Source organism: Bradyrhizobium sp. Leaf396, assembly GCF_001424605.1.
In the GTDB taxonomy this organism is placed as follows: Bacteria; Pseudomonadota; Alphaproteobacteria; order Rhizobiales; family Xanthobacteraceae; genus Bradyrhizobium; species Bradyrhizobium japonicum_C.
In genome coordinates this window covers 155085-176089 of sequence record NZ_LMQJ01000010.1, presented here as the reverse complement: position 1 = coordinate 176089, position 21005 = coordinate 155085, and the positions used below count along the sequence as shown (strand labels likewise).

The following is a 21005-nucleotide window of genomic DNA, read 5'->3' as shown; positions in this document are numbered from 1 at the left end:
CTCCCTTGTTGATCGACTTATTGCTTCAGATCAGCCGCTGCGGTTTACCGAAGACCGGCTCCTTGTACGGCACGGGCGGCAATTGCCACGTCCCCGTGGACGGTGGACGCACCTCGGCATCGACATGCAGATCGATGACGCAAGGTCGGCGATTCTTGATCGCCGTTTCCACGACACCGCGCAGATCCTCGCTCCTGGTGACCGTGTAGCCATCGGCGCCGCAGGCACGCGCCCACGCTGCGAAGTCCGGATTGTATCGTTCGCCGCCGGGCCCCTGATTGCCCTTGTAGAAGGCGGTCCCGAGCTCCCTGCCTCCGAACATTCCATATTGAATGTCGCGGATCGCACCCCAGGCGAAGTTGTTCCACACGATCCAGATGCAGGGCAGCGAATACTCGACCGCGGTCGCAACCACATGGGGCGCCATCATGAAGCCGCCATCGCCGACGACCGCAACACAGGTGCGGTCGGGCGCCGCCAGGTGCGCACCGAGAACGCCGCACACGCCGAAGCCCATCGACGAATAGCCCCAGCTATTGAGCATGCTCTGCGCCCGGCGGGGCTTCCAGAACTGCATGAACCAATTGTGATGCACGCCGGAATCTAGCGACAGGATCACATCGTCGGGCAGGATGTCGGTCAGCGCGTCGACCACATATTCCGGCCGGATCGGCGTCGTCACGTCCTTGAAGTGAGGACGGACGAACGCGTCCCATTCGGCCTGCCAACCGGCAACCTCGGCGCGCCACGGCTCGAAGTTCTCCCGCCGAATGTCCTTCCGCTCGGCCATCCCGTCGAGCAGTTGCGCCGCGAAGGTCTTGGCATCGGCGATGACGCCGAGCGTCGGCGGATAGTTGCGCCCGAGCTCCGCGGGATCGATGTCGGCCTGGATAAGCTTGGTCTCCGGGAAATTCCAGGAATAGCCCGGGTGCCATGACGATGACGAGCGGTCGTCGAAGCGCGTTCCGATGCAGATCACGAGATCGGCAAAACGACCGGCCTGATTGGCCGGATAGGCACCGTTGCGCCCGATAAAGCCCAGCGTCAGCGGGTCGCCGGAGGGCACGAGACCCATGCCATTCGGAGACGTGATAACCGGGATGCCGTATTTCTGCTGAAGCGCCGTGATCTCGGGGCTGGCTTCGGACAGCGTCGTCCCTTGCCCGACAAAGAAAACCGGTTTCCTGGAAGCGCTCAGCAGGTCGAGCGCCTTCGCAATATCCGCGGGGCTGGCATTGGGGCGATGCCCGCCGTGCACGTGTGACGGCGCCGGCAGTTCGACGTCATCCTCCTCCTGGAAGACATTGTATGGAATATCCAAGTTCACGGGGCCTGGCCTGCCGGTCACCATCGTGTCGAAGCCCTGGCGCAACGCCAGGGGCAGCATGTCGACGCGCGTGGGCTGGAACGTCCGCTTGACCACCGGCCGCATGACCTGAGCAAAGTCGGCCTGATTGTGCGCGTAGAGCTCCTGGAAGGGTCCACGATTGGCCTGCGACGTCGGCACGTTTGCCGTGATTGCCATGAACGCCGATGAGTCCGACAGGGCTGTGATCAGCGGCATCACGATATTCGCCGAGCCCGGACCTGTTGACGTCAACGTCGCGACCGGACTGTGCTTGACGCGAAAGTAAGCGTCAGCCATATGGCCCGCCGCCTGCTCGTGCCGCGGCGAAATCAGGCTGATCTTGTCCCGCACCTGGTAAAGCGCATCGAGAATGCCTACATTGCCATGGCCGCAGACGCCGAAAATGAACGGCACCTTCTGCTTGACGAGATACTCGGCGATGACCTCGCCACCCTTCATCTTGCTCATTTCTTGTTCTTCTCCGGCTGCGTTTCTCGATCAGGCCAGGATCGTGACCATGCGCTCTTCGCTCATCTCCCGGATCGCATAATACGGGCCTTCCCGGCCAAAACCGCTATCCTTCGAGCCACCATAGGGCATGAGATCGACGCGGGAGCTGGGAGTTTCGTTGATGTGTACGCCTCCGACCTGGAGCTTCCGCGCCGCCTCGAGTGCATTCCCGATATGCTGCGTGAAGATTCCGGTCGCGAGACCGTAAGGGGTCGCGTTGACTCGCTCGATCGCCTCGTCGAACGAGTCGAACGGCGCGACCGTCAGGACAGGTCCGAAAACCTCCTGACAGCCCAGCGGTGTTGCCTTCGAGACGTCGGCCAACAGCGCCGGATGAACAACCGAGCCGCTGCGACCGCCGCCGACCAGAAGGCGCGCGCCGCTCTTCACGGCTTGTACGATCCAGGATTCAACTCGAACCGCAGCCGCTTCGCTGATGACCGGACCCACCACGGTATTTTCGTTCGCCGGGTCGCCGAACGGCAGCGCGGCGACGAGTTCCGCCAGACGGTGCTCGACCTTGTCCACGAGCGATCTGTCGATGAGCAGCACCTGGATCGACGTACAGACTTGACCTGCCTTGCGATAGCTCGCGTTTATGACCTTCGGCAAGGCGACATTCAGATCGGCATCATTGCAAAGAATGCAGTGCGCGATGGAGCCCAGCTCCATCTGGGTTCGGCGCAGACCGACGCGCTGCTGTATCGCGCGACCGACCTGCGTGCTGCCGGTGAACGCGTAGAAATGAATATTCTTTTCGTTGATCAACCATTGCGCGACCTCCGCATCGCCGTGGAGGACAGACAGCAGACCGGGCGGCAGGCCTGCCTCCAGCAGGCACTCCGCCATAATGCAGGATGTCATCGGCGTATGGAGCGACGGTTTCAGAATTACGGCATTGCCGGCCGCGAGCGCCGGGCAGACTTTGTGCGCAACGGTATTCAGGGGTGCATTGAACGGCGTGATCGCGCAAACCACACCAAGAGGCATTCTGAGCGTAAATCCGATCCGACCTACCTGCCCTGCGGCCGACTCCAGCGGAATCATGTCACCCGAGAGGCGTCGCGCCTCCTCAGCGGAGAGCCGGAACGTCGCGGCACATCGCTGCACCTCGCCCAGCGCATCGCGCCGAGGAAATCCCGCCTCCTGACGCAGCACCTCGACGAGCTGGTCTGCACGCGCCTCGAGCCTTGCCGCTGCACGATCAAGAATGGCGCCTCGCTCATAAGGAGAGAGCGCATTGGCCTTGAAAGCCGAAAATGCAGCCTCCACACACACGCCAACCTGTTCGGCACTTGGAAGTTGCGCCACCATCGCAGGACGATTGTGAAACTTGTCAAGGACGTCCACTTCGCTCGCGCCAGACTGCCATTTCCCGGCGATCAGGAGCCTGCAGGCGGGTAATTCCCTGGTCGACAGTCGCTGCGCGCCGATGGTTACCACCCCGTGCTCCTTCCTGTTCGTTCACGGATGCAAGCTAGGGCAGGTTTGACAATCGCAAAAATAGGGTTTTCCATTGATGGCTATAAGCGCGCCGTATAGCCAACTCGCGGCGCCTCGGGGATGAGGCTTCCATGGACCTTCGTCAGCTTCGCTATTTCGCTCAGATCGTTGAAAGTGGAAGTCTCTCCAAAGCATCCCGCTGCCTTTTCGTCGCCCAACCGGCGCTGAGCCAGCAGGTCGCCAAGCTTGAAGACGAAGTCGGGAAACCGCTGCTTCAGCGCTCCTCGCGCGGCGTCGTCCCGACGGAAAACGGGCTGGCCCTCTATCATCATGCCCGCTTCATGCTGCGTCAGATGGACCAGGCGCTGTCGATTGCGAGAAAGGATGTCACAGACCTGCAAGGCATGGTGTCCTTGGGTTTGCCACCGACTACTCAGCGGGCCATCGGACTTTCGCTGATGAAGCGTATCCGGAACAGATATCCCGGCATCCTGCTCAATGTCGTCGAAGGAATGAGCGGTCATGTCGCTCAGATGATCCGCCTTGGGCAACTGGACATCGCTATACTATTTACTAATGACGTCTCGTCCAAGCTGTGCGCCGAGCCCCTGCTGGAGGAAGAGCTCTTCGTGATCTTCCCGGAAAAAAGCGGCTATATCCCCCACAATCGAAAATCGGTCTCGATTTCGGAACTTGCCCAGATTCCCTTGATCCTGCCAACCAGCTCTCACGGCCTTCGCCGACGTGTGGTCGCGGAGTTCGAACAGCGGAACATGAAGCCGAACGTGAGCGTCGAAATCGATTCCCTGACGCTTCTGATGCAATGCGTGAGCGAAGGGATGGGTGCCACGATCAAGCCGATGTCCGCATTGCACGAGGCCGACGAGACGTTGGGCAAGTGGCGCGCCCTTTCCATCAGCGACGCTCCCATCACGCGAACGAACTATCTTTATTCGCTATCGGCAGAACTGATGACAGATGCCGCCCGGGCGGTTCTAGGAGAGACGCGGGAAGTTGCCCGCGAATTGATCGAAGGCCGAAAGTGGAAAGGCGTCCAATTGATCGAGCGACGAGAGGCCGCGTGACGAAGCCGGTTCGAGCAGTAGTAAAGGCGATCCGAAGCGTCGAGGATCATTCCTTCGAGCACGCGTTCGCGCTGTGACATGACCAAGCGCCGCGAGGCGGTCGATCGTTCGTTTGAATCCTGCAGCGCTTCGCTGAATATACCGGGATGAATCAGCGTTTGTTCCAGCAGACAGTTTCGCCAGTCTGGCGCGTTAGGTAAACCAGAATGACGGAGTGAGACGTAAACTGGTGGCGCGATTCAATGGTCTGTTCTTTAGCGACAAGGCCATGACTCTTTTGGATCGGCTTCCTTGGACTCTGTAGGTTATGGAACAACATCATGCTATGAGACGACATATTCATGCCAACTCGATTTCTGCATAACATAGATTATGGAATATATTCCTATCTCCCGAAAGACGAAAACCGCTGGTTAGCTAGGTTTATCACGACGCAATCGCTCGTCTTCGCCGGAGAGCGTCGCGTTGGCGTCGGCTTCGTTTCCGCATGCGTCGAGTTGGAGCTATCGAAGACATCGGTGACAAAGTCGTGGTTGGTGTCGGCTCCTCCGTTGCTTGGACCGGTGCAGGCCGAGCCTCCATGATCTCGAGAACCGCGCGTCCTTTATCAGTGACACGCCAGCCGCCGTTCATCCGCTCGATGAGACCTTGGGAGAAGATATCCAGGTCGGGCACGCGGGCCGCCAATCGTTTCGTACGCTCGCTCCAGTCCCGTCCGCTGGTCGCCAGAATCGCCATATCGCGCTTGAGTTCGGCCATGGCGGCGAACCCGCCTGGATAGCTGACCAGCACCTTGAGAACCGTCACCTGGAAGTTCACTGCCCCACCCGTACCCGGCTCCGCGAACTTACTCCCGCTACATCTTAGGAGAAGTCGATAGCCCTGTCGACCCACGACATTCACCCGCTGGTTTTTGTTGGAAATTCGCAGAGAGATCCGCGTTGGGCATGACAGTAGCTGAAGACTCCGAATTCAAGGTCCGCAAAGTATCCGCTGCACGGCGGCGCAGGCCGCCAGGGGACGCATTGCCGCCCTCACAGAGCTTCTCAAGCCGCCGCTCGTGCAGTTCGTCGCAAAAGTGAAGGACAATGTGATTGCGACCCTGGCAACGGCCGCTGTTGCGGCAATCGTCGCCTATGTTTGGTCATAGTCATATCTTCGGCTAACCGCCGCCCTTCCGGCGTCAGACCGTGAAATCGTGAATTCGATTACACGATTTCGCGCGCACGGACTCACTACTTTAACCGCCTCACTCCGCGGCTTCGGCAGGCGGGCTCTTAAGCTCCGCGAATTTCGCCGCCATCGTCGGATTGCCCCGGGTCAGCTTCTTGATCGTCACGTCCTGTGCCTTGTCATTGGCAAGGCGCAGGTTGCGATCCGCACCGATCAAGGCATCCTTGGTCTTCTGCAGGTGGTCGATCGACTTATCGATCTCGGCGATTGCCGTCTGGAAGTGCCGCGAAGCAAGATCATAGTTCTTTGAGAATGCTGCCTTGAACGTTTCGAGCTGGCTTTCAAACTGGGTGATGTCGACATTCTGCGCTTTCACGAGCGCAAGCTCGGTCTTGTACTTCAGCGAACTGATGGCCGCATTCCTCAGGAGCGTAATCATCGGCAGGAAGAACTGCGGCCGGATGACATACATTTTCGAGTAGCGGTGAAAGACATCGACGATGCCAGCATTGTAGAGCTCGTTGTCCGGTTCAAGCAACGAGACCAGGATGGCATATTCGCAGCCCTTCTCGGTCCGGTCCCGGTCGAGCTCCTTGAGGAAGTCTTCGTTCTTGCCTTTCGTGGCGGTTTTGTCACTCTCGTTCTTCATCTCAAACATGATCGAGATGATCTCTGTGCCGGCATCGTCGGAATCCCGGAAGATGTAATCGCCTTTGCTGCCAGTCCGCGCGTCGTTGTCTTTCTCGAAATACGCCCGCGGAAACGCCATCGAGCGCACCCGGTTGAACTCGGTCTCGCAGTGCTGCTCCAAGGTCTCACCGACCATCTTGGTCGAGAGGCGGGCCTTCATATCCTTGAGACGCTCGATCGCGTCATCGCGATCCTTGATCTGGGTTTCGTACTTGTCCTTGAGCGACTGCTCGGAGAGTTGCTTTTCAAGCTGCACCTGCTTGATGCCGTTCTTCAGCTCATCGCGCTCTTTCTCGATCGCACCGACCGCTTCAGTCACGGCGAGCTTCTTCTCAAGCTCGACGGCCTGAAGCTTGGCCTTCAGCTCCTGGATTTCTTTTTCCTTGGCAGCAGCAATCTTGTGCTGCTCGCTCGCCAGGAGCGCGTCAGCAAGCTCCGAGGCCGCCTTCTTTTCGCGCTCGGACTCGGCCAGCGCGTTCGCGAGCCTGTCCCGCTCCTTTTCGACGGCGCTGAGCGCTTCAGCAACCGCGAGCTTCTGGGCAACGCCACTCCCCTCAAGCTTGGACTTCAAGTCCTGGATTTCAGCGTCTTTAGCAGCCGTTGTCTTCTGCAGATCGCTGCTTACCTGGGCCTTGGCCAATTCAACGGCGCTCTGCTTGTCGCGCTCGGCCAGCTCCAGCCGTTCGTGGAGCTGCTCAGCGAAATCCGCGTCACGGACCTGCTTCAGGATATCCGCGTAACCGGACTCATCGACCTTGAAGGCCTTGTCACAGTGGGGACAGATGATCTCGTGCATGGTTCCTGGCCGGATCGTGGTGGCTGCTGTTGTCATTCAAAATGGGACGGGCCGACAGAATCGGCCGCACGAGAACAGAATTAGGACGAGCGAATTTGGAGGGTCAAGTCAAGCGCTGTGGTTTTGCGCATTTTGCTCGGGCAATCCCCCGCGCGGCGACCAACGAGGGCGCTAGGGATGAGTTGTCTCCCCTCGTCGCTGACGGCATCGAAGCCATGATCGCCTCGATCAGGGAAAGCTCGCCGTGGAAGCCGACCGTGATCCCTGGCGGGAAGCAATGAGGTTACAGATAGCGCTGGTTGGCTGCTGCGCTGTCGTGAGGTATGCTGCTCGCAGCGCTGTTAAGGGCAGCGCAGACCCCGTGCCTGAGCGGGGCCTTTTGTTTGATAAGGACTTCTGGATCGTGGAAGCCCAAAATCGTGTAATCGTGTGCCCGATTACACGGTCGCCGCTTTAACTTCAACGCCATCGTCAATTATCTTGCGCAAGAAACCTAAGAAGAAGCCGGAGATGAGTTAGACGAGATGAAATTCACGATCGGCGATGAGACTGATAAGGCGCTCTTCATCGCCCTGAAGCACGAATTTCTGCGCTGCGATGAGGCCTTCAGACAGTTCGCCTCCGCGGGGGAAGACCTAATCATGCAAGGGCAGGATCGGCGGCGGGCTTACAAGGCGCATGACGCCTACGCGAGATTCGTCCACCACCTTTATGAATTTGCGCTCTGCGCCATTGCACGCGATCGTCACGCCATTAGCACGCTGCAGGCTGTCAATGCTGACAAGTACATTGCCAGCTATTTGCAGAGTCATTGCCGAAGAGACGGGACGCCATCCTGGACGGCACGGCCCCCAGTTGGGAAAATCACATCAGCGCATTTCCCGAGAGCATCCCGCCATCACTGCCCACCGAATTTCGCCGCGCCAGGAACATTGCGCTCGCGCATGCTGGGATCAAGCGACCGAAGCTCAACATGTCGGATTTCTACGATCGGTTCCATAAGTTCCTGCACATCTTTTACAAGGATGCGCAGAGTTGGTGGGGCCGAGAGGCAGACGAATTTCCTGATCTGGAAGAGATCACGACGTTCTCGCTGATGATCTCGCAAAAGCCGCCGACCAGCTAGCGGCGAGCTGCGGCGACGATCGGGGCCGATGGGTCGTCCGACCAGCACGACCGACCAACTCCATCAGCTTGTCGAAGTGCTCCAGCGGTATGTCGGCCATGCTGGGAGCGATCCGGCGCCCCAAACTCTGGGTCGAAGCGCTGCGATCAATGCAGAGATGCAAGATGACATGGTGGTTCGGGCAAAGCCACTCGTACTCGTGATCGGGTTTATCGAAGCCATGTTCGAACTGCTCGTTCAGGGGCACGACATGGTGCGCCTGCGCGATTGGTTCGAATCCCCCGCAAACAAAGCAGGCTTGTCGGCGTCCTGGTTGAAATTCCAAACGGGCAGCAGCGATCCAAGCACGCTTTTGCGCAGAGCGCTCGGCGACCAACTTGCGCTGCACCGTGCCAATACTAGCCGCAAGCATGGCGCGCTGAGATGGATTCAGGAGCTGGTTCGCCCGCGATATCCACTCCTCAAATGTTTCGCCCTCAAGGAAGGGAAAGTTGGACGAAACTTCGAGCTTAAGTCCCTCGACAAGGGCCGCCGTGTTGACCCGCTGCATATCGGTTCTCCCGGGCCGATGATACAGAGCCGCCGCTGATTCGAGGACAGTGATTAGTGCAGACGATCGGGCAACAGCAGCGCCATCCGTGAAGGCTTCGCTGCCAGCCTGGGGCTAACGAAATGATTCGCTGTACATCAGTTCGCGGCCTTTAGCCGTCGATTGATAATACTCGGCTCTGCATAGATCGGCTTCGAGGCTTAGAAGCGCGTAGCCGTGATTGTAAACGCCTCCTCGCGTCGCGAGCCGCGACTGATCAATCAAAGCTGGTGTCTCTGTAAGACCGGAGACCGGTTTGTAGATCTCGTCAATGACGGAGACAGGGACAGCGCCGTGGCCCACGCAACGGCCTCGCTCCAGCCCGGCAAATGGCTGGTAGATGCTGAGAGTGTGCTCATGCCCCCAGAACCAGGCGGCAATCGCCTTTGTTGCTGTCATCTGCTGAAAAGCTTTGAGCAGCAAGGGATTGACTGCAGACCGCTTACCCTGCGGATCGGCGGCCCCAATGGGAGAGAAAGCAGAGAACAACTGGTGATGAGACAGCAGGATGGTCCGGCCGGAGAATTCCCTGATGCGGTCGCAGTGCCAGTCCAGCTCATCTTCTTCAAGGTAAGTGAGTGCGCCAGCGACAGCGGCCGGATTGTCATCGTGCAAACCGGTATCCATGGCGAGCAATTGCCATTTCTCGTCCGCTGATCGCAGACAGAAGAAACTGGCTGGCTGCGTGAAGGGCGCAGGGTTCAGCTTCGTTATGAGGTCGTAGAAACCCACGCCTCCACAGTACATATCGTGGTTGCCTGACAGCGAAAACACCGGCAACGCCTTGTCCTTGCGGAGAATGGAGTCGATCGGATCGATGAAGTTCGATTGACATTCCGCGGCTGTGCCCGAGTAGTAGATGTCGCCGAGATGCAAGAGTATATCGGGATGCTCATCGGCGATGCGCTGCAAGACCTCGATGGCAGGTATGGCTCCCGTGCCCCAGTCTCCCATCAACGCGATACGTGAGTTGGCCTTGATCTCGATCGTCTTCGGACCGACAGCGGGCGCCGGGACGTAAGGAATGGGCTTACGCTTGCCGTTCTCGAAAAAGCGCCTGTATTCCACCAGGGTGCTGAACCATGCGGGATCGCAAGTCCCGGCGGTGAACTCGTTCTCGAGTTGCTGGATGGCGTTGGCATCGGAGGCCGCCAGCGCTTTCATGTAGCGCCACCCCCATTCGGCACAGACCTCAGCAATGCCGGACTTCGACAGTTCTCGTGCAGAGGGCCCTGCTGGGGAAGCAGGCGCCACACCTCCCGTCGCGCGACTATATTCCCGCTCGGCGATGTCCGCCGCGATACCGGGGAGAGTGCTGACCATGGATCGCTGCAGCCCGGCACGGCTCCGGGGAGCCGCGGCCGCTCCCTTGTCGATTTTCTTGGCAATTTCAGTGACGGCCGATTGATACAGGGAAAGGAGCGGGTCACGGAAGCACTTGAATGATTCAGGCATTACCTTCGTTTTCTCCGCGAACGCGCTGCAGCCAACGCTTCAGGATCGGCAGATATTTCTGCACCTGCTCGCGGTCGCTGTCCTTTTCTTCGTTTGTGAGCTCTTCGTACGGGGTGTTGATCAGGCGTTCCCACCGAGCAACAAGCTCTGCCGGCAAGACCACTGAACCGTCGGGGCGGCGCTCGCCTTTTTCATGAACATAGCGCTGCCAGTGCGCCCAACGCCGATGCTCAAGCGCGGCAAGCTCTTCGATCAACGAGGCGAAGGATACAGTAAATTGCTTGTCGGACATCCCGCCTCCCCGGTCTCAGATGAGCTTGTCTGCTACCAATCGACGATAATGCTCGCCCAGAACTGTCAGCTCGCACGACTTGCTCTCCATCGCTGCATGCCACATGTGGGGCGCATCGACGGGCCGAACCAGATTCACTCTGACATAGTTCTGGAGCACCTTGAAGATGGCATTCCTTATCGGGTCGGGCGGCGGGATCGCTGGATCGTCGCGCTTTTCCTGTGATCTTTCCGGCTCATAGGACGGATCAAGCTGGAACTTGAATCCCGGTTGCGGGAAGTGGATGGCGAGCTGCAGAAGCTCTTCGAGAGCAATCGGCGGTGTGGCCTTGCGCAACGACACAAACGACCGGACGTTGGTCTTGAAGACGGGACGCTGACCACCCCATGGTCCCAGCGATTGGTCGATATGGGCGTATACGCTGCCGGGCGTGACATCGCCAACCAGATTGGCCGCCGCCCCGTTCAATGCATCGACAAGCAGGTTGGTGAACACGCCCGGCGCCCCGTTCCCGCCCTCGTATGAGTATTGGTTCTCGGTCGACGCGGTCAGAAGCGTCATGCCCTCGCCGATCTCCGCGAGACCGCCTTTGCCGGCCTGGTTGCCCGCGATTCCGCCATGGCAGCTATCCAGGATGATGATCTTGTTCGCCGCTTTCGATGCCTTCGCGAACGTCATCACATCACTGAGCGCCAGTCCGTCATCGCCGTCCCGGCAATCGCTTGCACAAAGGTAGCCGCCGGTCGTGTCGACGTACCCATGGCCGGCGAAATACAGGAGAGCGATCTCGGAAGGGTCTGCGAACAGTGCCTCGATGGCGTCTCGCAGCGCCCGCCGGGTGATCAGGTTGTGAGCGCCGGTGGCGGTCAGCACCTTCGGTGTCGTGAAATTCGTTGTTCCGTCAGCATTTCGGGCCAGAACGCCGGCTACCGCATCTGCATCACTCACACATCCGCTGAGCGGGGTGAGGTCGTGATAGTAATCGACGCCAACGATAAGAGCCTTGCGCATGTCCGGCTTACAGGGAGTCAGGTCGACACGCCCTGAATCTCCGTGCGGTCATCGCTGTAGGCCCAGATTCCACGAATCTTCTTGCCCTCTTCCTTCGCGCAGGCGATTTCCCACTTCTGCCCGGTCGAGGAGGTCGAGTTCTTGCTGACGAGGACGATGACGCCATCGGATCGGCGAATGCGCGTCCGCACCTTGTCTTTCCAGCCGCTGTCGTACGTCTCCTTCACCGACATATCGATGAACTCGTACGGAGCGCGCGGATGAAGAGACTGCCCCTTCAGCAAATCGCGTTGCTTCACGTCCTCGATTGCAAAGGCAACAAAAACAACTTTCGTGGCAGCCATGCTGTCTTCTCCTGATACCAAGGTTTGTTGCTCAAGGCTGCCCGAGAGAAGCCTTCAATGACGTATGAAACGATCGGAAGCCTTGCGCGCGGGCCGTCAATCGATCGCCCTTTTGGACGCGATTTTCGACCAGCAGTTCTGCGCGTTTTGATTCTCGGACATAGGCGTCAAGGTCCGCCCTTGTGCGGAGGTAAGGCCATTTCTGCAGAAATTCCGGCACCGTGGCGTTGCCGGAAACGAACGAGGCCAGAAATCGCTCTTTCTCGGTCGCGACCCCGATTTCCCACGGCACCCACCAGGAGGCTTGGGTTTGCGCACTGATGACCGCCAGCAACTGGGTGCACTTTTCCATTTGGGCCCGGATGTAGTCAGCGAGATCCGGCCCACTCTTTCCCAGTTGCGCGTCGATGACGTCCAGGTAGACGAAGAGGCCATTGGCGGTAAGATGTGCCGCAATGGCGCCAGCTTGCTCCGTGTCCTCTTTTTTGTGTGAAATAAAGACCTTAATCGGCATCATTTCCCTCCTGCCCGCGGGAACATTTATAGAACAAGGGCCGAGGGTGCAACCCTTGCTGCGCAGGAGGGGAACTTTTCCACAGAGGTAGTGGAGCAGGCAGCGGGTTACGAGGATTTTTGCCCGCCAAAGCGGCAATAAAACCGGCAAATCATGCTGTCTTAACTTATCTTAGTGCCTCTGTTTGCTTTACTATTTGGCGGCAAAGAAAGCGGCAAAATGAACGTATCAGCGATGGAACCCCTCCTGCCCGACGACCGGCAGGAACTCGAAGACCTGGCCACTGACCTGGTTGCCAAGGCCAGCACCCTGGCCGGCCGCCTTCATCCCGTCATGCGGGGTTCCGTCGGCGACCTGGTGCGTTCGATGAACTGCTATTACTCGAACCTCATCGAGGGCCACAACACCTTGCCTATCGACATCGACCGCGCCCTTCACGACGACTTCGCCAGGGACCCGGAGCGCCGCAACCTGCAATTGGAGGCGCGCGCCCACATCGAGGTGCAGCGGATGATCGATCGCGGTGAAGCCCCCTCGCCCGTGCTATCCGTCGACTTCATCGTCTGGACGCACAAAAACTTCTGCGAACGCTTGCCCGAGGAGCTGCTCGTCGCCGAACACCCCACCACTAAAGCGAAGATCAAGATGGTCCCGGGCGAGCTGCGGAAGGACCACGTCAAAGTAGGCGCGCACATCCCGCCCCCTCCCGCAGACCTCCCCGCGTTCTTGGCGCGGTTTGCCGAAGGCTATTCCTCAAAGCATCTTTCGCGGCTGCGCAAGATCATCGGCGTTGCCGCTTCCCACCATCGGTTGGCCTGGATACACCCGTTTCTTGACGGTAACGGCCGAGTGACGCGCCTGTTCTCGCATGCGCTCTTGCGCGAGCTGGATGTCGGTTCTGAGCTGTGGGCCGTTTCGCGCGGGCTGGCGCGACTCGTCGCCGATTACAAGGCCAACCTACAGGCGGCTGACGAACCGCGACGCGGCGATCTCGATGGGCGCGGCAATCTCACGATGGCCGGGCTCATTGATTTCTGCAAATTCTTCCTGACGACCTGCGTCGATCAGGTTGACTTCATGGCCGGGCTTCTGGAGCCAGAAGAACTCCTCAGGCGTATGGAGATTTGGACAGAAGAGGAAACCCGCGCAAAACGGCTGCCAAAGGGCTCCTGGCCTTTACTGCGTGAAGCCGTCATGGCTGGTGAGTACGCGCGAGGCCACGCGCCGGCACTCACGGGCTATGAAGAGCGACAGGCTCGGACCGTCCTCAATGCACTTATTGAAAAGGGCTACCTGGTCTCGCCGACCACGCGCTCACCTGTGAAGCTCGGGTTTCCGACAGCCCTCGTCGATCGATGGTTTCCAAGACTGTATCAACCTGCCGTCTAAAGCCGGGCAGATGAGCCATAATTCGTCGCGAGATACCTCCGGCTTGGGCGTTCCGCCGGCCCACCCTCGACTGTCGCCAGTATCCCACAAGGATTTCCCTTTGCAATTTGACGTAACTCCCGGCTTTCTCCACAATCGCGGCGAGAAGGAAGAATCATATGGCAACAAAGAACAGAATTTTCATCGCTTTCGCCGTCGAGGACAAATGGGCCCGGGACTACCTGGTAGGCCAAGCCAAGAACGAGAAGAGCCCATTCGAATTCGTCGACATGTCAGTGAAAGAGCCCTGGGACGAACAATGGAAAACAAAGTGCCGGTCGCGCATCAAGGGCTGCGACGGCACGATTGCGTTGGTTAGCAAGAACACCAAGAACGCGGCCGGCCAGCTCTGGGAGATCAAGACGTCGAAAGAAGAAAAAGTTGCCGTTCGCGGCATCTACACAACGTCAGATGAGCGCCCGACCTCCCTCCCCGCCGAGCTTTCCGGCGTGTCGGTTGTTGGGTGGTCCTGGGCCAACATCAAAGCCTTTCTCGACAAACTGTGAGCAAGCGCGCCTTACTCGTCGGCATCAACGAGTACGACAACGTCACGCCGCTTGGTGCCTGCGTTGCGGACGTGCAGGCTATGGACGAGCTCATCAGCTTTCATGCAGATCAGTCGAGGAACTTCGACACCCGTCTGCTGACGAGCCCGGGCAAACAGCGCGTAACTCGGGCGACGTTGAGGACGGCATGGGACGATCTCTTTGCCGGGTTCAACGGTGATGTCCTGTTCTATTTCTCCGGCCACGGCGCGACCACGTCGACGGGCGCTTACCTAGTCACCCAGGAGGGTAGCGAGGGCGATCCCGGTCTGGCCATGGATGACCTGGTCAATCTCGCCAACAAATCCAAGGCGAGTACTGTTCTTCTCATCATCGACTGCTGCTTCAGCGGTTCGACCGGCAATATCAATCCCTTTCAGAACGGCGGGATGGAAAAGGTCCTGCTGCGAGAGGGCGTAACGGTTCTTGCGGCGTCCCGGTCCGACGAACCTTCTATGGAGGTCAACGGTCACGGCGTTTTCACGAACCTCGTGTTGGGCGCGTTGCGTGGCGGTGCTGCGGACGTCCGCGGCCGGGTTTCCGCGGCCTCGATCTATGCCTACGCTGAGGCCGCGCTGGGAGCTTGGGATCAGCGTCCGCTGTACAAGTCTCACGCGGCGCATCTTGAGCCCGTGCGGCTTTGCGAACCTAAGGTCGACCATCGGACGCTGCGCGAGCTGGCGAGGTATTTTTCAGGGCCGGAGCACGAGTATCAACTCGATCCGACCTTCGAAGAGACCAACGTCGGGGCGGCAAAGCCCGAGAACGTCGCCATCTTCAAGAAGCTGAAGCAGTATCAGATCGCGGGCTTGGTCCGGCCGAAAGTCGGAACGGATCTGTATTGGAGTGCTGAGCGGTCGGGCTTTGTGCTTCTCACCGACCTCGGAAAGTTCTACCTGCAGCTTGTTCAGCGGGGTCGACTGTAGGCCCCCTGCTCTACGAGCATGAGCGCCAATAACGGGAGTGCGTTGACATGGCCGGCTTCGAGGACACTCGGCTTTTTCCGTACTACCTCAACAGCCGGCGCCTTGGCTTGCTCGCTGACGTCAATTTCGCAGTCGAAGCGCAAAACCCCCTCGTCGAAAATTCGGGCGAACGGGTACTGGCAATGAGAGACGTTACCGCCACGGCTCAAGAGCTGCTGCGACACGGTAGGTTTCCAAATCTCACCGAAGTTGTTGCCATGAAGGACGTCGAAGGCAAACGCGTCCTGGGTTTCGTGTGGGGCGTATTTTCGTTTTCCGGCGCAGCCGAGGCAAGCAGGCGGGCGCAAAAAGGAAAGCTGCCCAAGAACGCGACCCTAAGAGGAAACATACCTCTGGCGACAACCGAATACGAAATGTTTGGCGAAATGAGCAACGAGCATTTCTTCTCGGACACCTCGGTCGGGGTATTGAAGGGCAAGAAGCGCATGCTTGTTGCCGGCCACTTCGAATTCAATGGTCAAAAGGCCGAAGTCTTTCCTTACATCATCGGCGAAGAGATTGAAGGCGCTGTCCTTCCCATGCCCATCGCCACATCGATCCGCATCTATCCGCAGCAAATTGACCAATTCTCACGAGTTGAGCAGAGGCCGCAGCCAACAGCCGCTGACCTCAGAGCAATCGAGAGCATGCCCGAAGCAGCGGTCAAACAGGCCTTCGCCGACATCATTGGGGAGCCTTACGTGTCGAAGGATTGGGGTGGCGAGAAATCCGACCTGCAGACCGCGCGCTTGACGATCGACGACAAGCCGACGTCGGCAGCCTTTATCTTTAAAGGACCGTCCGTACCTGGCCCACTCCATCCCGGCAACATGGGCAAACGCGGCGATCAGCTCATCCGTGCGTTCGAAGAGCCGGTCGATCTAATCGTGGTGCAGCACTGCAACAAAATTGAGAACACAGTGGTTCGAGTCACGGAGAGCCTTGCTTACGATCCGCGCCGGCCACGACGGTACTGCATCATCGACGGTGCCGAGACAGCGCAAATTTTGTCTGCCTACGGCAAGCTGAACGGATAAAGCGAAAGGTAGCCTTACGATGGTCCCAGACCGTGTCGGAGCCAGCCTTTGGAAATCGCTTCCCGGCGTGTCATTGGAGATGAAGCCGAACATCGCAAAATCGCAAATGCGACTAGCGCCAGCGCGCCTGCTGATCTCTGAAGCGCTGCGTCGACGTCCGGTCATCATCCGCCTCTTCGGCCTCCTCGATTTCGAGCCAGAGCATCAACAGCGCATATCCGTCCTGCTGAGGATACACCTGCTCGAAGAGCTCCGCCCGTTGCCCTTGCTTGAGGTCGACCCAAAGCTCGGGAATGATCGATGACAATTCGCTGGCGACGCGCTGGCGCACATCCTTCGCGTAGAAGCTAGATGCCCGCGGCACGGGCTTGCCGTAGGCTGCCGAAATCCATGGGAATGTCGGTCCCTTGTGGGCGCGTCGGACGATGCCGTCCTTGATCACCACGATGGCCAGTTGTTCGGGGTGATAGCGGGCGTAGGCGCGGGCGGCCGCCTCTTTGCTGACGTCGAAATGTTTCGCGACCAGAGGGATGTGTGCAAGCGTCGGATCACCCTTCGGGATGAATTTCCGCAGCGACGGCGGCGGGATCAGGAGAAGGCCGGAGAACTCGTTCGCCTCGGCCTCCATGCGAGCATAGCGGTCGCCCTGGTCGGCCGACCATTTTGCCATGTCGGCCCGTGAGCAAAGGAATTTGCCGGGCTCTACCGGCTTGTGAGACACAATTAAGAAGTGCCCCAGCTCATGCCCGATGGTGAATCTGCGGCGCCCAGAAGGCGCCGCGCGGTTGACGAGGATGAAGCCAGTCGAACGGGCGTCGTCGGTCACAAGGCCGCCTTCAAAGCCCTCGGTCTCAAGCGGCGCGATCTTCTCGATATCGAGCTGCTTGGCCAGCTCTTCAATCGGCACCGGTATCGGCAGGCCCTTCTCGACGGACAGTATCTTGGTGACGAGGCCCATCGGTGAGCCCGTGTCGGCCAAGTCCATCCGCGAGATCTTCATGGCTACCCCTTGGGCTTGCGGCTCTTCAGGTGATCCATCATGGCCTGAATGGCCTGGCGGTCGGCAGGACTCAGCTCGTTCAACTCACGATACATGGCCACGACCTGCGGATCGGCCCCCTCGCCTGTCGGATTCTCGCCGATCAAGTCGGCGACGCTGACGTCGAAGCATTTCGCCAGCCTGGTCAGAAGCTCGATGGACGGATTGCTGCTCTTGCCGGTCTCGAGGTCCCAAATGTGCGCCTTCGACGCGCCGACCTCATCAGCAACATCTTGAAGTGACTTCTTTTTTTTGAGTCTTAATTCTTTGATTTTTGAAGCCAGCGCCATTCAGACCTCTCGTCGAATCGTAACGGCGCGGTTTAGGACCGCGCCGCTATCAGACGATTTTGTACCACACCAGTTGACGGGACGCAAACTGTACAGATATAGTTGTACGGAATCGTCGACTCAGTGTCGGGGATAGAAAGGATCAGTTTCGATGACTAAGCACTGCAATAGCGGCCTGGATGATCGCTGCCGCGACCAGGATGGCGAGATTCGCCAGAAGCGTGGCGACACCCTCGTGGGCACTCTGCGCAAGACCTACGGGCCCGACTTCGCGCCCAGCGTCCGCAGCGACATGCGCCTCGACATGCTGCGTGAACGCATGGGCGGCGCATCGCTGTCGCAGATTGTCAAAGGCAAGTAGGAGACGCAGCGTGGCTAGATGCACAGCACCAGTAGAAGGCCATCGCTCAGCCAGCGCTGCGGCGAACTGCCCGGCATGCCGGGGAAGTTGGGGGCGCCGCTACGGTGGCCACAGCTACAGCTCGTACTCGCCCCCATCTTACTACTCGTCCCCGTCGTACTCTTCGTCAGGAAGCAGCTCGGGCGGCCGAAGCAGCGGCGGTGGGTCTGGCAGTCGCGTAAGGGCCAGATGGTCGCGACCCGGCTCATCCGTGCTGTACACGCCGACCGAGGTGCGCGAGCTCACTCCAGTCCGCGAGGCCGTTGAGAAGCAAGCGACCCTTGACCTTCGAGATATGTTTCTTTGCCATGCGTGGGACGACCGGCAGGGCGCAGCCAAACAATTGCACGATCTGCTTGAGGCACGAGGCGTCAAAGTATGGTTCAGCGAAAAGGACGTTGGCCTTGGCGTTCCATTGATGCGCGCCATCGACAAGGGCCTGGCGAACTCGCGGATTGGGATCGTATTGGTGACCCCTGCGTTGCTGCAACGCCTCCCAAAAGAGAGCATCGCCGACAAGGAGCTTTCGGTACTGCTCGCCGGTGCGCGCATCGTTCCCGTTGTCCACCAGACGACGTATGAAGCTCTCAGGAACATCAGCCCTATGCTTGCCTCTCGGACCGGTCTCGACACTGCAGAAGAGTCGATGGCGGACGTCGCCACCAAACTCGCCGAGCTAGTTGCCCTCCCTTAGCGCGATTTCCAAAGCGGCCGGCCGGAATTCGCACAAGCAGTGCGCGCGCTGACATGGCTGCGGTTAGGCCTTCAGGCCCGTGGAGCACTACGAAATCACACGGTACTGGGGCCGCTGGGCCGGTTTACGGAATATTAATTTCACGTATCATAGCTACGTAAATCGCCTAAAACTTAAACTCGCGCTTGGTTTGAAAACTCGCTATTTTACGTAGTATGGCGACGCAATTACTAGGAAAGCTAAACCACCTCCGCCGGGATCTCCCGGAGGGGCTGCTCGTTGACGCGGCTTGGCTGAGCAAGCACGGCTACTCCACCAGTTTGGTCAGCAAGTATGTCGCGGCCGGCTATCTCGAACGGCCGGCCGGCCGTGTGTACCGGAAGCCGCGCGGCGCCTTGAGCTGGGAGCAGGCCGTCATATCCCTTCAGACACTTCTTTACCGCACGCCGCTGGCCGTCGGCGGGCGAACGGCGCTGGCGCTTCAAGGCTACGAGCATTACCTGCCTCGCGTCACGCAACAGGTGCACCTCTACGGACCATCCGCGCCACCCGGTTGGCTCTCGAAGCTTCCCCTCTCCGTCCACTTCGTCTTCCACAACAGCACCAGGTTCTTCTCGCCGGAAGCGAGCCTGCCGCCCCAAGGCGATCTCAACCGCGCAAACGTCGCGGCCGAGAAGGAAGCGGCCGAAAAGGGCTTCGTCATCCAGTCATGGGGGCAATGGCGCTGGCCGCTGGTGATCTCTTCGCCGGAGCGGGCGCTCCTCGAAGTGCTCGACGAGCTTCCCGATCACGAGAGCTTCGAGGCCGTGGACAAGCTGGTCGAGAGCCTCTCGACTCTAAGCCCCAGGCGCATGCAGACATTGCTGAAGGCGTGCCAAAGCGTGAAGGCCAAGCGGCTGTTCTTCTTCTTTGCCGATCGCCATTCGCATGCCTGGAAAAACAAGATAAACAAGGATCACGTCGATCTCGGAAGCGGCAAGCGCATGCTGGTCAAAGGTGGCGTGTTCGACCGCACCTATCAAATCACCGTGCCGAAAGGGCTCGATGCCGTTTAGCGACCAGTATCGCAGACAGGTCACTCTGCTAATCCGCGTCGTCCCGCTGGTCGCGCAGGAAGACTGCTTTGCGCTCAAGGGCGGGACCGCGATCAATCTCTTCGTCCGCGACCTGCCCCGCCTGTCCGTCGATATCGACCTCACCTATCTGCCGGTGCAGCCGCGCGACCAATCGCTCAAGGAGATCGAAGCCGCGCTCAGGCGCATCGCCGGCCGCATCAAGGCGCAAATCGCCGGGTGCCAGGTCACGGAAGGCTCGGCCGAACGCCGCGTCAACAAGCTGTTCGTCCAGCTCGGCGCCGCGACCGTCAAGATCGAGGTGACGCCGGTCCTTCGCGGCTGCGTCTATTCCGCGAAAACGCAATCCGTGACCGCGACCGTCGAGGACGAATTCGGCTTCGCTGAAATCCAAGTCGTCTCGCACGCCGACCTCTATGCCGGAAAGCTGGTCGCGGCGCTCGATCGGCAGCATCCGCGCGACTTTTTCGACGTGCGCGCTTTGCTCGCCAACGAGGGCATCACCGACGATCTGCGAAAGGCCTTCGTCGTGTACATGCTCAGCCATCACCGACCGATGGCGGAAGTCCTCGATCCACCGCGCCGGGACATGAAGGACGACTACGAACACGGCTTCGTCGGGATGACCGAAGTGCCCGTCCCCCTCGCCGAACTGGAAGAGACGCGCGAGGTGATGATCAAGGCTATCGTGGGCGACATGCCGGACGCGCACCGGAAATTTCTGGTCAGCTTCGAACAGGGCATGCCGGAGTGGGATCTGCTAGGGCTGCCCGGGGTGCCCAATCTTCCGGCCGTCAAATGGCGCCAGCTCAATCTCGACAAGCTCTCCAAGGAAAAACGTGAGGCGCTCGTAGCCGCGCTGGAAAAAGCGCTCGGCGTATAGCGGCTCGCTGCCGCACCTGATTGTTCGAAGCCTTCAGCTCACATCGATCGGGACGTGCGTCACACGTCTTTGCCGAGCGCAATCAGCATGTCCCGCCGCCACCAATTCTCGAAACCCCACGGCTTTTCGTTGATGCGCGTCTTTCGGCGAAGGCATGCGGGCAAGCGGTCTTCCGCGCTCCAACCTCATCTCACCACCAAGCTCGCCGCCGAATCCAAGTCCTATGCGGAGGCTTGGGGTCGCATCGACGGATCGCTGAAGACGCTTGGCATGGA

The 21005-nt window shown here is 59.3% G+C and carries 22 protein-coding genes; 11 read left to right on the top strand and 11 right to left on the bottom strand.

The genetic code is table 11. The annotated features are described in order from the left end of the window. Positions 1-25 precede the first annotated feature (25 nt). The gene (locus tag ASG57_RS12260) at positions 26-1816 is read right to left on the bottom strand and encodes a thiamine pyrophosphate-binding protein (RefSeq protein ID WP_046847868.1); all 1791 of its coding nucleotides are present in this window, start codon (positions 1814-1816) and stop codon (positions 26-28) included. Positions 1817-1846: 30 nt separating this feature from the next. Continuing rightward, on the bottom strand, positions 1847-3301 hold the full coding sequence (locus tag ASG57_RS12255) for an aldehyde dehydrogenase family protein (RefSeq protein ID WP_046847869.1): 1455 nt from the start codon (positions 3299-3301) through the stop codon (positions 1847-1849). Positions 3302-3432: 131 nt separating this feature from the next. Here ASG57_RS12255 and ASG57_RS12250 point away from each other — a divergent pair, with 131 nt between their 5' ends. Beyond that, complete coding sequence (locus ASG57_RS12250; protein ID WP_046847870.1) at positions 3433-4386, top strand: LysR substrate-binding domain-containing protein; 954 nt, start codon at positions 3433-3435, stop codon at positions 4384-4386. A gap of 426 nt (positions 4387-4812) precedes the next feature. On the opposite strand, the gene ASG57_RS12245 is transcribed toward ASG57_RS12250, so the two are convergent. Both ASG57_RS12245 and ASG57_RS12240 read right to left on the bottom strand, forming a co-directional pair. Beyond that, positions 4813-5205 carry a hypothetical protein gene (locus ASG57_RS12245; RefSeq protein ID WP_046848461.1) on the bottom strand — a complete coding sequence of 131 codons (393 nt, stop codon included), beginning with the start codon at positions 5203-5205 and terminating at the stop codon, positions 4813-4815. Between the two features lie 430 nt (positions 5206-5635). Further along, a complete protein-coding gene (locus ASG57_RS12240; protein WP_046847871.1) occupies positions 5636-7045 on the bottom strand; it encodes a DUF2130 domain-containing protein in 1410 nt (469 codons plus the stop codon). Between the two features lie 811 nt (positions 7046-7856). On the opposite strand from ASG57_RS12240, the gene ASG57_RS12230 reads away from it, so the two are divergent. Both ASG57_RS12230 and ASG57_RS12225 read left to right on the top strand, forming a co-directional pair. After that, a complete protein-coding gene (locus ASG57_RS12230) occupies positions 7857-8171 on the top strand; it encodes a hypothetical protein (protein ID WP_046847874.1) in 315 nt (104 codons plus the stop codon). 28 nt (positions 8172-8199) lie between these two features. Beyond that, positions 8200-8760 (top strand): hypothetical protein, encoded by a 561-nt coding sequence (locus ASG57_RS12225; RefSeq protein WP_046847875.1) that lies wholly within the window; start codon positions 8200-8202, stop codon positions 8758-8760. Between the two features lie 75 nt (positions 8761-8835). On the opposite strand, the gene ASG57_RS12220 is transcribed toward ASG57_RS12225, so the two are convergent. The 5 genes from ASG57_RS12220 to ASG57_RS12200 are packed head-to-tail and all read right to left on the bottom strand — an operon-like array spanning position 8836 to position 12376. Continuing rightward, the gene (locus ASG57_RS12220) at positions 8836-10215 is read right to left on the bottom strand and encodes a metallophosphoesterase family protein (protein WP_046847876.1); all 1380 of its coding nucleotides are present in this window, start codon (positions 10213-10215) and stop codon (positions 8836-8838) included. Next, entirely contained in the window at positions 10208-10507 is a 300-nt protein-coding gene (locus ASG57_RS12215) for a hypothetical protein (protein ID WP_046847877.1), read from the bottom strand. The genes ASG57_RS12220 and ASG57_RS12215 overlap by 8 nt, the downstream gene beginning before the upstream one ends. Before the next feature lie 15 nt (positions 10508-10522). Next, positions 10523-11518 (bottom strand): caspase family protein, encoded by a 996-nt coding sequence (locus tag ASG57_RS12210; protein WP_046847878.1) that lies wholly within the window; start codon positions 11516-11518, stop codon positions 10523-10525. A gap of 17 nt (positions 11519-11535) precedes the next feature. Continuing rightward, complete coding sequence (locus ASG57_RS12205) at positions 11536-11862, bottom strand: TIR domain-containing protein (protein WP_046847879.1); 327 nt, start codon at positions 11860-11862, stop codon at positions 11536-11538. A gap of 31 nt (positions 11863-11893) precedes the next feature. Then, positions 11894-12376, bottom strand: a complete 483-nt coding sequence (locus ASG57_RS12200) for a toll/interleukin-1 receptor domain-containing protein (RefSeq protein WP_046848462.1) — start codon at positions 12374-12376, stop codon at positions 11894-11896. A 219-nt stretch (positions 12377-12595) separates the two neighbouring features. Here ASG57_RS12200 and ASG57_RS12195 point away from each other — a divergent pair, with 219 nt between their 5' ends. The 4 genes from ASG57_RS12195 to ASG57_RS12175 all read left to right on the top strand — a co-directional run bounded on the left by ASG57_RS12195 (position 12596) and on the right by ASG57_RS12175 (position 16351). Further along, positions 12596-13765, top strand: coding sequence for a Fic family protein (locus tag ASG57_RS12195; RefSeq protein WP_082528932.1), 1170 nt, complete (start codon positions 12596-12598; stop codon positions 13763-13765). 158 nt (positions 13766-13923) lie between these two features. Then, on the top strand, positions 13924-14310 hold the full coding sequence (locus tag ASG57_RS12190) for a TIR domain-containing protein (RefSeq protein WP_046847880.1): 387 nt from the start codon (positions 13924-13926) through the stop codon (positions 14308-14310). Further along, positions 14307-15275 carry a caspase family protein gene (locus ASG57_RS12185; protein WP_046847881.1) on the top strand — a complete coding sequence of 323 codons (969 nt, stop codon included), beginning with the start codon at positions 14307-14309 and terminating at the stop codon, positions 15273-15275. The genes ASG57_RS12190 and ASG57_RS12185 overlap by 4 nt, the downstream gene beginning before the upstream one ends. A gap of 47 nt (positions 15276-15322) precedes the next feature. Continuing rightward, positions 15323-16351, top strand: a complete 1029-nt coding sequence (locus ASG57_RS12175; RefSeq protein ID WP_046847882.1) for a hypothetical protein — start codon at positions 15323-15325, stop codon at positions 16349-16351. 112 nt (positions 16352-16463) lie between these two features. Here the strand turns inward: ASG57_RS12175 and ASG57_RS12170 are convergent, their stop codons facing one another. Beyond that, positions 16464-17351, bottom strand: coding sequence for an ImmA/IrrE family metallo-endopeptidase (locus tag ASG57_RS12170; protein WP_046847883.1), 888 nt, complete (start codon positions 17349-17351; stop codon positions 16464-16466). 2 nt (positions 17352-17353) lie between these two features. Continuing rightward, complete coding sequence (locus ASG57_RS12165) at positions 17354-17680, bottom strand: helix-turn-helix domain-containing protein (RefSeq protein WP_046847884.1); 327 nt, start codon at positions 17678-17680, stop codon at positions 17354-17356. Positions 17681-17831: 151 nt separating this feature from the next. On the opposite strand from ASG57_RS12165, the gene ASG57_RS12160 reads away from it, so the two are divergent. The 4 genes from ASG57_RS12160 to ASG57_RS12145 all read left to right on the top strand — a co-directional run bounded on the left by ASG57_RS12160 (position 17832) and on the right by ASG57_RS12145 (position 20730). After that, positions 17832-18041 carry a hypothetical protein gene (locus ASG57_RS12160; protein WP_046847885.1) on the top strand — a complete coding sequence of 70 codons (210 nt, stop codon included), beginning with the start codon at positions 17832-17834 and terminating at the stop codon, positions 18039-18041. A 250-nt stretch (positions 18042-18291) separates the two neighbouring features. Then, positions 18292-18774 (top strand): toll/interleukin-1 receptor domain-containing protein, encoded by a 483-nt coding sequence (locus ASG57_RS12155; RefSeq protein ID WP_502686931.1) that lies wholly within the window; start codon positions 18292-18294, stop codon positions 18772-18774. 215 nt (positions 18775-18989) lie between these two features. Further along, positions 18990-19829, top strand: a complete 840-nt coding sequence (locus ASG57_RS12150) for a type IV toxin-antitoxin system AbiEi family antitoxin domain-containing protein (RefSeq protein ID WP_046847887.1) — start codon at positions 18990-18992, stop codon at positions 19827-19829. Then, positions 19819-20730 (top strand): nucleotidyl transferase AbiEii/AbiGii toxin family protein, encoded by a 912-nt coding sequence (locus tag ASG57_RS12145; RefSeq protein WP_046847888.1) that lies wholly within the window; start codon positions 19819-19821, stop codon positions 20728-20730. Before ASG57_RS12150 ends, ASG57_RS12145 begins: the two co-directional genes overlap by 11 nt. Positions 20731-21005 lie beyond the last annotated feature (275 nt).

Coding starts and splice junctions, on each gene's coding strand:
- ASG57_RS12260 (WP_046847868.1), bottom strand. CDS start 1,816: ATGAGCAAGATGAAGGGTGGCGAGGTCATCGCCGAGTATCTCGTCAAG.
- ASG57_RS12250 (WP_046847870.1), top strand. CDS start 3,433: ATGGACCTTCGTCAGCTTCGCTATTTCGCTCAGATCGTTGAAAGTGGA.
- ASG57_RS12240 (WP_046847871.1), bottom strand. CDS start 7,045: ATGCACGAGATCATCTGTCCCCACTGTGACAAGGCCTTCAAGGTCGAT.
- ASG57_RS12225 (WP_046847875.1), top strand. CDS start 8,200: ATGGGTCGTCCGACCAGCACGACCGACCAACTCCATCAGCTTGTCGAA.
- ASG57_RS12220 (WP_046847876.1), bottom strand. CDS start 10,215: ATGCCTGAATCATTCAAGTGCTTCCGTGACCCGCTCCTTTCCCTGTAT.
- ASG57_RS12215 (WP_046847877.1), bottom strand. CDS start 10,507: ATGTCCGACAAGCAATTTACTGTATCCTTCGCCTCGTTGATCGAAGAG.
- ASG57_RS12210 (WP_046847878.1), bottom strand. CDS start 11,518: ATGCGCAAGGCTCTTATCGTTGGCGTCGATTACTATCACGACCTCACC.
- ASG57_RS12205 (WP_046847879.1), bottom strand. CDS start 11,862: ATGGCTGCCACGAAAGTTGTTTTTGTTGCCTTTGCAATCGAGGACGTG.
- ASG57_RS12200 (WP_046848462.1), bottom strand. CDS start 12,376: ATGCCGATTAAGGTCTTTATTTCACACAAAAAAGAGGACACGGAGCAA.
- ASG57_RS12195 (WP_082528932.1), top strand. CDS start 12,596: ATGAACGTATCAGCGATGGAACCCCTCCTGCCCGACGACCGGCAGGAA.
- ASG57_RS12190 (WP_046847880.1), top strand. CDS start 13,924: ATGGCAACAAAGAACAGAATTTTCATCGCTTTCGCCGTCGAGGACAAA.
- ASG57_RS12175 (WP_046847882.1), top strand. CDS start 15,323: ATGGCCGGCTTCGAGGACACTCGGCTTTTTCCGTACTACCTCAACAGC.
- ASG57_RS12170 (WP_046847883.1), bottom strand. CDS start 17,351: ATGAAGATCTCGCGGATGGACTTGGCCGACACGGGCTCACCGATGGGC.
- ASG57_RS12165 (WP_046847884.1), bottom strand. CDS start 17,680: ATGGCGCTGGCTTCAAAAATCAAAGAATTAAGACTCAAAAAAAAGAAG.
- ASG57_RS12160 (WP_046847885.1), top strand. CDS start 17,832: ATGACTAAGCACTGCAATAGCGGCCTGGATGATCGCTGCCGCGACCAG.
- ASG57_RS12150 (WP_046847887.1), top strand. CDS start 18,990: ATGGCGACGCAATTACTAGGAAAGCTAAACCACCTCCGCCGGGATCTC.
- ASG57_RS12145 (WP_046847888.1), top strand. CDS start 19,819: ATGCCGTTTAGCGACCAGTATCGCAGACAGGTCACTCTGCTAATCCGC.